The sequence below is a fragment of the Vreelandella sulfidaeris Esulfide1 genome (assembly GCF_054072535.1).
This window is the reverse complement of record NZ_CM133364.1, coordinates 1,707,084-1,718,744: the sequence shown is the minus strand read 5'-3', so window position 1 is coordinate 1,718,744 and position 11,661 is coordinate 1,707,084. Positions and strand designations below refer to the sequence as shown.

The window sequence follows — 11,661 nt, the reverse complement described above, 5'->3', positions numbered from 1 at the left end:
AGGCAGAAACGTGTGGCTTCAGCTTAACGCACCTAATGATCTTCGCCAGACGAATTGAATTAAGCGGGAATATGCTCATCTTCCCGGAGCGTGAGAACGTCGAAACCGGAAGCTGTGACAGCCACCGTATGCTCCCACTGCGCCGACAATTTCTTATCACTCGTCACGACCGTCCAGCCATCCCGCTTGGTTTTAATTTTGGCCCGGCCCTGGTTAATCATGGGCTCAATGGTAAACACCATGCCCTCCTGTAAAACCAGTCCCATTCCTTTCTGGCCATAATGCAACACCTGGGGCTCTTCGTGCATTTCCCGGCCAATCCCGTGGCCGCAATACTCACGAACCATCGAGTAGCCATGCTGCTCAGCATGTTGCTGGATCGCGTAACCAACATCCCCTAGCGTTGCACCGGGCTTAACCGCCTGTATCCCTTGCCACATGGCTTCGTAGGTTTTATCGACCAGCCGTTTTGCATAAGGATTAACATCACCTATTAGGTACATCTTGCTAGAGTCAGCAATAAAACCGTTTTTCTCCAGGGTAATATCGACATTGACGATGTCGCCCGACTTGAGGGTTTGCGTATCGGAGGGAATACCGTGACACACCACATAGTTCACGGAGGCATTCAATACATACTGGTAATCGTACTGGCCCTTGCTCGCAGGGCGAGCCTGCAAATGATCGACGATGTAACGCTCGGCCCAATTATTAACCTCCATGGTGGACACGCCCGGCACTATTTGCTTATCGAGATGCTGGAAAACTAATGCGAGTAGCCGCCCGGCTTCACGCATTACGCTCAACTCCTCTACGCTTTTAAGTATTACCTTAGCCACCAATCACCTTCCTGACATCAACGTCGGCTTGCTTCATTTGCTCGCGCATAATGTCAGAGAAGGTCATGCTCGGATTGGCCTCAGCCAGCATACCTATCTTTATCCAATACTCCGCCTGGGCATTGATTGAGCGCACCATCACCGAGCTCGCCTTGCGGATATCTTCATGTAACTGATCATCGATTTTCACTATACCCATCACAGCACCTAATATATGAAACGAATATGATACATATACGAATCATATATCCGACATGTGCTGACAGCAAGGCTAGCCTATTACGTTAAGCTGCCACGTCGACGAGGCTTCACCACAAACCAGCTCGCCAGCACCAAACTACCAAAAAGGGTATAAACCACCACAAACACCCACTCTGGCAAAGCGAAATAGAGCAGGCTATGTAGCCAGTATTGTATAAACGAGCCCGAATAGGTGTCTGCGCCCGCCTCAGCCCGCAACGCCATTTCCCAAGTAGTTAACGGGCAGACGACCCCCAACCATGCTTGCACCACCACATAACCAATGGCGCATAGATGAATAATCCGAAAGGCGCGGTTACGAACCCAACGCCAGTTTAAAAAATAGCCCAAGTACACAGCGAATAGACCCAGCACCACGAAGGCCACAAACAGCACGTGGATGATCAGAATGGCGTCGGCGAACAGGCGTAGCAGCGTGGAGGACATCGGACATTATTTCCTGCCGATAAAGTAAGAATGGCCCTGCTTCGACAGCAAGTATGGGCGCGTACGTGATAGAAGAAAACGCCCCCATCGAAGGCATTAAAAAAGCTATTCGAAGAAGCTGCCAACGTAAAGGGCATTAGGATAAAACCAGAAAAGCGTGAGTCCCGTTCGGTATGGGGCTCACGCGCTGGGTGCTGCCTATATGAACCGATTAGTGGCCAGAGTTGGGGTCGTGGGCCTCTTCAGTGTGGAACACGTCGGCATTCGCCTCGCCATTGACATGGAGGAAGCCAGCCAATCCCTTCTCCAAGCGCGATAGTGCATGGTCCACCACGATGAACTTGCCGGGATAATCGACCTCGAACTCAACCATGGTCGCACCGCCCGGGGGTACCAAGGTGGTTTGCACATCGGTCAAGGGCGGGCTGGTCAACGAGGCCTGGTCATAGACCTTGTCGAAGATCTCGCCGATCACGTGGAAGCTGGAGGTGGCATTAGGGCCGCCCACACCGAAGAAGATACGGACATCGTCGCCTACATCGGCTTCCATCTTGTACGTCTGGGTCAGGGCATCCATATTACCGTTGAACATGAAGTGCTCGGCTTGCTCATCGAGCAGCTTGTCGAGCGAGAACTCCTGCAGCCCTTGACTACCGTGACGTTCGGCGGTGTAGAGCTCGCCCTGCATGATGTAGAACTCGCGCTCCACCGGCGAGAGCCCACCTTCGGGTTCGACCAGGATCATGCCATACATTCCGTTGGAGATGTGCTGTGCAACCATCGGCGTAGCGCAGTGATAGACGTAGAGCCCTGGTGCCAGCGCCTTGAACGAGAAGCTCTTGTTCTGGCCGGGCGCTACCTGGGTCACCGCGGCACCACCACCGGGGCCAGTCACGGCGTGAAAATCGACTGAGTGAATGTGTGCACTATCCTCGGCATTGCTCAGGTTGACGTTGACGGTATCACCTACGCGGACTCGTACGAGGGGGCCAGGCACCGTGTTGTTGAAGGTCCAGTACTTGTAGCTGGAGCCGTCCGCCAGGTAGCCTTCCACTTCCGTGCTCTCGAGATCGACAGTGACTTCCTGCGGGCCGCGATCACCGACCGGCTCGCCCACGTCATGGGGGTCTTTAGCCAGATCCTGGGCGGCTTCAGCCTGCTCTTCCGGCTCAGGGTCGCCGACGATGAAATTACCCACCATGCCGGCCGCCTTGTGCCCGGGAAGGCTACATAGGTACTCGAAGTTACCTTCTTCATCGACCCGGAATGCCACGGCGGTGGCCGAGCCCTGGCCGCCGATATCGTCGGAGTCGACCTCGAACTCGGGCAGCGCGATATCATGCAGAGCGCCATCGCCGTTGATCAGGTTGATCTGTACCACGGCACCGACCGGCGCGTGCAGGTCGGGGTTGACGATGTCCTTGATCCTGCCCTTGTCGCCAATGAACACCAGCTTGCCATCCTGCACGGCGGTACGCAGTGTATAAGTCACATCCGGCGTGATCTCGGCAGGACTGAGTACTTCGCCGTGTGCTGCCATAACGGGAGTGGCGAGCGCTGCGCTGGAGATCAATGCCGCAGCGGTTTTGAGAAAAATGCTACCTTTAGCTTTCATCTTTGTATCCCCTCGTGAGGATTAATGTTTTCCCTTGCTTACAAGGATAAAGTAGCATCAAAAATGAATGTTTAATTTGACCCCTATCAAGAAACTGTTTAGCAGAGAAATTTACAAAAACTGTATCGTTACCGCCAAATTCCGACAGCCCGGCCCGTACGCATTATGTTTCGGACATCTGCTACGATAAAAAAGCGGGCACCGCTTTCATCGGCTGTACCGGTATCTGTATAGGGGGCAAACCGGCCATTCCAGTCGCCCCTAAACTGAGAGGAAAAAGCGTCTCTAAATCGACCAGCGCTCCGCTGGCATCCTTTAAATCGCTGCGTTGCGAGGTGATATTCGTTAAGGCGTTTGTACTTCGTTGCGCATCACTCTAAGCGCAGTGATTTCAATAGAGAGCGCTTCACGCGTTTCTTCTAACGCCCTTACCTCTTCAACGACTGCGTCAAGTTGGCTATTGGCCTCATCACGTTGGTTATTGACTTCAGCAAGCTGGTTATTGACCTCGTCAAGGTCAGCGTTTAGCGCTTCAAGCTCTGATGCGGCCTGGTTCCGGGCCTCTTCTGCCTCTTGGCGCGACTGTTGAGCGGCATCGCGGGCGGCTTCAGCCTCTTCTTTCTCTTCTTTTACCTCAGCGTATGTCTCATTCAGTTCCTCAAGGCGGTTCTGTCTTTCGTCTATCTGCTCGTTGAGGGTCTCTATTTCTTCTTCGCGGGTTTCACGCTCACCCCGTAAAGCGGTCAACTCTTGCTCGGCATTGGCAATGTCGGCTCGCGTTGAAGCAAGCTCAGCTTCAGCTTCGCTTTGCTCAACCTCTAGGTCGCTCATTCGCTGTTGCAGGGTTGCTAAGTCAAGCTCTGCTGCCTCAACCTCAGACATCTGCGCCTGAATCAGTTGGTGCTCACGTTCAGTTTCAGCTAACCGAGCTTCAAGCGCTTCCATGGTGTCTTCTCGTGAATCGGCAATAATGTGTGCCACCACGGCCCAGACCACTGCAATAAGCGCGATGACCAAGAGTACCTTTACCCGGTTATCGCCCAAAAATGTCGTTGATGGTTTATTTGTCCCTGTCATTGGTGCAATCCTCTCGCTTAAGCGCTATCGCTAATGAAGTAGCTAACGTATGGTCATCAACGGGTCTTCGTCTGACCCATTGTTAATATGGAGGAAAGTTCTTGGTTCGGCTAGGTGCGCTTATTTACACTTGCCATATAGCGTTTGAATTAACCGGCCATGCGGTTTAGCGTCATCGTTCTCGGGATATTAGAAAGAGATAACTTCGCCGTCGGCGGGAATCAAGGCATGACCCTGGACCCCTTCTTCCTGCATGTATTCGGCAAGCGGGCGGCAGCTCATTGGATGGCAGAGCAAGGCTTCAGCCGTCGTTTTCCCGCTATTGATAACATAGCGCAATAGGACCGCCTGAACCGACGTTGTGTATCATTTATTAGTTGAATTCAGGAACAAAGCAAAGGAGTTGCAAATGAAGCACTATAAAAAAATTGGACACGTTGGACGCCATAGCTTTTCTCTGCTGGCTCGGCTCGGCCGCTACGAACTTACAATGCTGTTATGCGTCGCGGTACTTTCCGGCGGAATATGGGGGTTCATCGCGCTGGCCGACGAAGTTATTGAGGGGGACACCCACAGCATCGATGAGAGCCTGCTGCTGGCCCTTCGCAATCCAGCAGATCTTAGCGACCCGATCGGGCCGGGTTGGGTCGAAGAAATGGGCCGGGACTTTACCGCGCTTGGCGGTGTCGGCGTGTTGGTACTCATCACGCTGGGCGCCCTGGGCTATCTGTTACTTGCCAGACGCTATCGCGCGGCCCTCTTTGCCTCGATTGCAGTGCCTGGCGGCATACTCCTCAGCACTGTGATGAAGATAGGCTTTGATCGCCCTCGCCCGGATCTCGTGCCTCATGAAGCCATGGTCTACACCGCGAGCTTTCCCAGCGGGCACTCAATGATGTCTGCCGTGACCTACCTCACCCTGGCCGCTCTACTCATTCGCGTTCAGCCTGCGCTGAGGCTGAAGGCTTACCTTCTGATACTGGCGATATTGCTGACCTTGCTGGTAGGCATGAGCCGCGTCTATCTCGGGGTGCATTGGCCGACCGATGTGCTTGCCGGTTGGACGGCCGGGGCGAGTTGGGCAGCGCTTTGCTGGATCGTGATGCGCTGGATGCAGCGGCGCGGGCAGGTAGAGCCGGAAAAGAACTTGTCGGACACGAAATAATTAGCTCAAGCAGAGCTGGACAACACCAATGAGTATTGTCCAGCTACCCCAAAATTCGGCTGACTCCCCCTCTTGTCCTCGCGTCACCACTGCTGCATAGGAAATGGAGGATATTTTCTGATCCAGTTCAAAGGGTAAATTCTGCACCTGTCGATATCTAAGTCATTAATGCCCCTTTAATTCAAAAAGCATAAAAAAGTGTATTTTATTAATTAATTACATCCACATTTGACTAGTATAATCATTACCCAAGGATCAATATTCTCCACAGGGTAGTGCAACGCATAATGAACACCCAAGAACAAGACCGTTTGTTCGCGCTCCGCCAGCTAAACTTGCTGGATACCTCTCCCAGTGAAAGTTTTGACCGGATCACACGGATGGCCAGCCAGCTTTTCGGTTTGCCGATCGCAGCCGTGTCGCTTACTGATGAGAACCGCCAATGGTTTAAATCTAGAGTAGGTGTTGATCAGTGGGAGATACCTCGTGGAACGGCGCCCTGCGCGGATGTCTGTGACTCATCTCAAATCCTTATTATCCCGGATCTTCTTGCCTCGAACTGCTACCGGAATAGCTATTTAGCGAACTCGGGCATTCGTTTCTACGCGGGCGCACCGCTAGTGACGCGAGAGGGGTATACCTTGGGCGCGATGTGCGTCCTGGGCACTCAACCACGGGAGGTGTCCGAACAAGAGCAGGCGACGCTTTACGATCTGGCTGCCATGGTAATGGCACAGATTGAATTACAGCATGCTTTCGGCCGGATCGACCCGTTGACGGGCCTTTCCAACCGCCATCAGTTTGCCGAAGACTTGCAGGACATGGAGCGAGATACACCGAAAGGACAAAGAGTTGCCATCTTTACCGAGGTGGTCCATGCCAGTGAGTTAAGTACGCTTCACCGCACCATGGGACCCGCTTTTCTTGATGAGCTGGCACGGATTGCTGCTCATTGCCTGCAGCAGGCCATCGGTTCGAAATCGAAGCTCTATCACCTGGGCGGATGTCAATTTGTGCACCTGGTGAACCAAACGAGTGATGCCGATCTGCTGGAAGAAGCGACTCGTTTACGCCAAGCGCTGCTCATGCTTGAATCCACTCGAGCCGTCCCAGTATTGGTACGTCCCACCATGGGCATCGCTCCATTTTGCCTGAGCGACGTCACGGCAGAGGATGTCTTGCGAACCGCTCACGCCGCGTGCCTCGATGCTCGCCAGGCAGGAAAAGTTGCCGGGCTCTTTTCATTGGACCTTGATGCCCATTATCAACGGCGCTTTACCCTACTGGGCGACATCAGCCGGGCACTTGAAAACGAGCACGAGCTTTATCTGGTCTTCCAGCCACGCGTCTCCCTGACGAACGGAGAGTGCTTGGGGGCGGAAGCACTGTTGCGCTGGCAACACCCAACCCTGGGTGACGTATCGCCTGGCGAATTTATTCCATTGATCGAAAATACGCCCATGGCAAAACCACTAACGCAGTGGGTGTTGCGTCATGCCGTTCGACAAGCGGCAGCTTGGCATCGGCAGGGAAAAACGCTTCAGATTTCGGTTAATGTATCAGCAACCAATCTTGAGGAGGAGGATTTTGCCATACGGCTTTTGGATGAAATGGCGTATGCGGCACTACCGAGCACCGCTATAGAAGTGGAACTTACCGAAAGCGCTCTGATTGGCCAGGGGGAGATGGCGGCTAACCAGCTTAAGGCGCTAATCGCGGCTGGCCTGCAGATCGCTATCGACGATTTTGGTACCGGTTATAGCAGCCTCTCCTATCTGCATGAGATTCCTGCCCACACCGTAAAAATAGACCGCCGCTTTATTACCGAGCTTGGTCAGGACGCGCGCACCGAGACGCTGGTTAATTCGATGATCTCAATGGCCCATGACCTAGGCTACCGAGTGGTGGCCGAAGGAATAGAAAACGATATCTCCTACCGCCGCCTTATGGAACTAGGCTGCGACGAGGCCCAGGGATACTTTATCGCTAAGCCACTATTGCCCCTGGTATTCGAAAATTGGCTGCATGACAGAACAGTCCAATAATGCTAATTGCCTGCGTCTCTCCAGTGGATTTGGGCTAGCTCATGTATCTTCGTTATTGCTGCGGCTCCCTTCTCAAGTGGCCGCTTTGAGATGAAAGCGCCTGCCCAACAGCGAAACCGCTGCCAGCCCCGGCACGATGACCAAAGTCGAACCCGTCATATAGTCGCGAAACTTGATGTTTGAGATGATGCTGGCCGAGCGCGAGGCGTATCGTCTTGCCATGGTGTTAGTTTTGGAGGAAAGGTCACTTTTGCTGCCAAGGCCACCGCCCAGACAGCTCAACTTCCAGTGTAAAGCTAAGAAAGGTGCGTATAAGGACAACAATTGCCAATACACCAACCGTTTTAAATGTTAGTTCAACTGCAACAGTATGAACGATGTCTGCCGCAACGAGAAACTCTAAGCCGAGTAGAATACCACGCCCGAGACGGTGACGGATCTGGCGAAATATGGGTTCATTTTTATTCTTCTTTAAAAGAATAATCGGCTCAATAATTAAAGCATAAAATGCGAACCCGACAATAACGAAGATACCAAGCAACTCCAGAATTGCCACTACCAATTCCGCAACTGGCTTTATAATTTCGATCACTTTTCCTCCAGCATAGTTTGAACTTCCTACACACATTCATATTACCCTAGTAACCGTTCTTGGAGGGGTAAAGCGTTATCACGTTTCTTTAATCTTTATTGTGCAAGGGTAACAGTTTCTTACGAAACATTAGCTAGCAGGGGCTGTTGACGTTTTGTAAGTACCTAGGCATAGAAGATACGCCAACATTCCTAGCAACATATTGTTTCCCTTGATTTAAAAATATTTGCAGCAGCCCCCAACACGCCTCCTTTACAACTAGGGGGTTAGCTTCTAACTTGCAGATAAGTAAAAAGTGAGGAGAGTTGGCATGTTAATCAAACGTAATATTTATGTCACCACGCTAGCCATCGCCACTACTACTGTTGGGCTCCAAGCCCACGCGCAAGATAAAGAAATAACGCCTTTAAGCGACTGGAATTATGAAGATATTTATGAAGCTGGTGGCATAAGAGCTGATAAATTAATGGATGCCGAGGTCTTTGGGGATAATGAGGAAGAAATCGGTAGCGTCGAAAATGTGCTTCTTACCCAGGACAATAATATAGCTGCCATCATCGCCCAGGTAGGCGGGCTCTGGGATATTGGGGATACGCATGTCCTGGTTCCATGGGAAAACATTGAACTGCATGAAGGCGGTGTAAAGCTTCCAGTAACAGAAGATAATGTCGATGAATACGGCCTCTTTGCTTCTGATGAATACATTACCGAACAAAGTCTCAGCCAGACCCAGCAAGTTGACGATGACATCGGCACTGGCTCGGATATTTGGAAGCTCACTGATGTGCTCGACGACTATGCATCGGTTGGAGAAGGTGTCGGCTATGGTTATATCGACAATATATTGTTCTCGCGTAATGGCGAGATTCAAGGCGTAGTCGTCGATACTGATAGCCGTGGACCTTACGCTTTTCCTTTTTACGGTTATGGGCATGGATGGGCCCCCAGCTACGCCACTTACTCTTTGCAATATGATGAAGATGAAATTGGCGAAATGCAGCCCTTCGACTACGAAAGATATGAGAGCCTTCTTGAGTAACAAGAGGCGTCAGTTGCTGGCCTAAGAGTTAAGAAAGATCTTAAGTAACAGTGCCAAAAATGCTCATTTTGGCCATTGGATAAAAACGTAAGCTACGTATGGTAATAAAAGCCTCCCTCAAATCAGATTAAAATTTTTACCTGTATAGAGTAAAGGGATAAGAGTTAATGTGAAAATTATCATAGTGGCGCAATTAAACATCGATATGCCCGGCGTATTTATCGGCGAGACGACAGAGGCTAACCCTAATGGCCAAGAAGCCTTGGTTTATTTACATACTAACAAGCAACTCCAAGGCGCCTCAGCAACGAAAGGCGTATACGTAAGCTTCGGCGCCCCCCTTTCTGTACGACCGTGATTCGGCGGGAGGCAGCATTGCCACCATTAACAGAAATCCGCTCACCATAACGGGTATTTGCCTTAATCAGACTGCCAGCACAGTGTTGACCAGCCAGCCGTTGTAGACGACTAACCCCAGCAGTAGCACGCTTGCCTCAATGCGATTGATGCGCCCCTCGCCGCGAACCCCGTAGCCCATGATAAATAGGCCCACTACCATGGCCATCATCACCGGCCAGTCTCGGAGCATGATCTCCGCTGAAAGCGCCTCCATCGGTGCGATAACGCCGGCAATACCTACCACCGCTAATAGGTTGAACATACAGGAGCCAACGACATTGCCAATGGCAATATCGTGCTCCCCCTTGCGCACCGCGGCGATTGAAGACGCCAACTCTGGCAGCGAGGTACCAAGAGCCACGATCGTGAGTCCGATGATGAGATCGCTTACACCCAAGGCACTTGCCACGGACACAGCACCCCAGACCAGCATCCGCGAGCTTACCAACAGCAGCGTCAACCCAACCAAGAGCCAAAAGATAGCTCGGCCAAGCGTCATGGCAGGCGAGGAAAGCTCTTGTTCAGTTTCTTCGGCTGACGGGTCTCCCTTGCTACGCAGCGCTGCCCAGGTCGTCCAGCCCATCAGACCGAAGAACCCCAGCAGCAGCATCAGCGACTCCCACCGGCCAAGTTGGTCGTTCCAGAAAAATCCCCCTGCCAAGACTCCAAACAGCAATAACAGCGGCAACTCACGGCGGATGATTTTCGAATGCACCGCGATCGGCACGATTAGAGCCGTCACTCCGATGATCAGGCCAATGTTGTAAATATTGGATCCCAGCGCATTGCCGAGGGCCAGCTCGGGATTTCCATCCAGGGCCGCCATGATGGACACGACGATCTCCGGGGCTGAGGTGCCGAACCCGACGATTACCATGCCAATCACCAGAGTGGGTAACCCGATGTGCCCGGCTACAGCCGAGGCACCATCGATGAAGCGGTCAGCACTCCACAGGAGCAGAACAAACCCCAGCATAATGGCCAGAATCGGTATGGGCACGATGTCTCCTCAATAGTTGCGAGCGGCACTTGATCAATCGATGTAACAGTAAGCGCAGACGCATGGATGGGATGGCATGGAGTCAGGAAGCCTGTAACAAGGTATAGGGTGCCTCGCAGGCGTGCCGTTCGTCGCGCTCGTCGACGCTCCCTAGTCCGAGGTGGCGATCGTTGTCGTAAACAACAAACAGTCGATCATGGTCCAGCACGGCAAGCCCCTCTGCCTTATGCTCAAATTCCAGCGGCTGCCCCGAGGGAGTGGTCACCAGCGTTGGACTGCTTCCAGCATGGAAATCACCCAGGCTGACTTCCCAGAGATAGCCACCGATGCGTTCCTCCCCCGCTTCTTCAACCTCGAAGCTATTTAGCAAGTAAAGGCGCCCATGGTAAGGGTCATACTCCAGACTCGACAGGCCGCAGTCGTAACGAACCGCCGGATGGTTGCCCGGGTCGAAGGCATAGTGCACGCGCATTTTATCGATGAACACCAGGTTGCCACTTTCACTAATTTCGTAATGGGCACCCACGATACGGCTTACGTAGGTGAAGTCATCATGTGCCTGCCCCTGTTCGCGAATACCGAACAGTAACAAGCCATCGCCGCGCTCTCCAGGTACCGCGGCAAGCCCCTCAACTTTGTAGTAAGGGTAGCCAACAGCTTCATCGAGCTTAGTGCGTAGCTCCAAGGAACCCTCAACACCATCGCGTGGGTCGGGATCTACTACCTGCACTTTTTCAGGTTCGCCCAACGGCCAAATCAGCAAATGGTTGTAGTCGTTCAGGGAATGGCTCTCGTTGTCGATTCGATCAAAGCCAGTGGTCGCCAGTACATAACGACCATCCGCCGTAAGGGAAAGGTCCTCGTACTTGACGGCTTGTTTGATGAGCGGCGTTGTGAAGTACTCTAGCTGGCTGTCATCCGGCCCCTGCTCAGTCATCGGCATGGCAAACACCGCCGAGCGGCCCTCACCAGGGACCGGCTTATCACTGGCCAAGATAAGCCGCTTGCCGTCATAGAGCACCGCGGATACCTCGGCATTGACCAGCCTTCCTTGCTCATCGCGTAACCCAGCAGGAAAGCAGTGGATAGTTCCTTGCTGCAGAATTCTCGCGTGCGTCATGGTGATAGATCCTCACGACTGTCAAAAGTAAAACAAAGCTTACTAGACCTTAGCGTCAAGCGTCGAACAGAGGCTTGCTCTTT

11 protein-coding genes are annotated in these 11,661 nt (G+C 52.5%); 3 read left to right on the top strand and 8 right to left on the bottom strand.

The window, feature by feature from the left end; all coding sequences use genetic code 11:
- Positions 1-59: 59 nt before the first annotated feature.
- From map to ACW44H_RS07875, 5 genes are all read right to left on the bottom strand, one after another.
- Positions 60-839: a type I methionyl aminopeptidase gene (gene map / locus ACW44H_RS07895; RefSeq protein WP_457508261.1), complete on the bottom strand. Its 780-nt coding sequence runs from the start codon at positions 837-839 to the stop codon at positions 60-62.
- A complete protein-coding gene (locus ACW44H_RS07890; RefSeq protein ID WP_113268040.1) occupies positions 832-1,038 on the bottom strand; it encodes a ParD-like family protein in 207 nt (68 codons plus the stop codon). Before ACW44H_RS07890 ends, map begins: the two co-directional genes overlap by 8 nt.
- An 80-nt stretch (positions 1,039-1,118) precedes the next feature.
- Positions 1,119-1,526 carry a DUF2784 domain-containing protein gene (locus tag ACW44H_RS07885; RefSeq protein WP_457508259.1) on the bottom strand — a complete coding sequence of 136 codons (408 nt, stop codon included), beginning with the start codon at positions 1,524-1,526 and terminating at the stop codon, positions 1,119-1,121.
- A 211-nt stretch (positions 1,527-1,737) separates the two neighbouring features.
- A complete protein-coding gene (nirK, locus tag ACW44H_RS07880; protein WP_457508257.1) occupies positions 1,738-3,141 on the bottom strand; it encodes a copper-containing nitrite reductase in 1,404 nt (467 codons plus the stop codon).
- Positions 3,142-3,486: 345 nt separating this feature from the next.
- A complete protein-coding gene (locus ACW44H_RS07875; protein WP_457508256.1) occupies positions 3,487-4,218 on the bottom strand; it encodes a hypothetical protein in 732 nt (243 codons plus the stop codon).
- A gap of 409 nt (positions 4,219-4,627) precedes the next feature.
- Between ACW44H_RS07875 and ACW44H_RS07870 the strand changes: the two genes are divergently transcribed.
- Together ACW44H_RS07870 and ACW44H_RS07865 are read left to right on the top strand one after the other, a co-directional pair.
- Positions 4,628-5,383, top strand: coding sequence for a phosphatase PAP2 family protein (locus ACW44H_RS07870; RefSeq protein WP_457508254.1), 756 nt, complete (start codon positions 4,628-4,630; stop codon positions 5,381-5,383).
- A gap of 287 nt (positions 5,384-5,670) precedes the next feature.
- Positions 5,671-7,428, top strand: coding sequence for a sensor domain-containing phosphodiesterase (locus ACW44H_RS07865; protein WP_457508252.1), 1,758 nt, complete (start codon positions 5,671-5,673; stop codon positions 7,426-7,428).
- A 244-nt stretch (positions 7,429-7,672) separates the two neighbouring features.
- Here the strand turns inward: ACW44H_RS07865 and ACW44H_RS07860 are convergent, their stop codons facing one another.
- Positions 7,673-8,020, bottom strand: coding sequence for a DUF1622 domain-containing protein (locus ACW44H_RS07860; RefSeq protein WP_457508250.1), 348 nt, complete (start codon positions 8,018-8,020; stop codon positions 7,673-7,675).
- 310 nt (positions 8,021-8,330) lie between these two features.
- On the opposite strand from ACW44H_RS07860, the gene ACW44H_RS07855 reads away from it, so the two are divergent.
- Complete coding sequence (locus tag ACW44H_RS07855; protein WP_457508248.1) at positions 8,331-9,059, top strand: PRC-barrel domain-containing protein; 729 nt, start codon at positions 8,331-8,333, stop codon at positions 9,057-9,059.
- 424 nt (positions 9,060-9,483) lie between these two features.
- Here ACW44H_RS07855 and ACW44H_RS07850 read toward each other — a convergent pair whose 3' ends face one another.
- The gene (locus ACW44H_RS07850; protein WP_457508247.1) at positions 9,484-10,458 is read right to left on the bottom strand and encodes a calcium/sodium antiporter; all 975 of its coding nucleotides are present in this window, start codon (positions 10,456-10,458) and stop codon (positions 9,484-9,486) included.
- Positions 10,459-10,540: 82 nt separating this feature from the next.
- Entirely contained in the window at positions 10,541-11,578 is a 1,038-nt protein-coding gene (locus ACW44H_RS07845) for a hypothetical protein (RefSeq protein WP_457508245.1), read from the bottom strand.
- Positions 11,579-11,661: the final 83 nt, after the last annotated feature.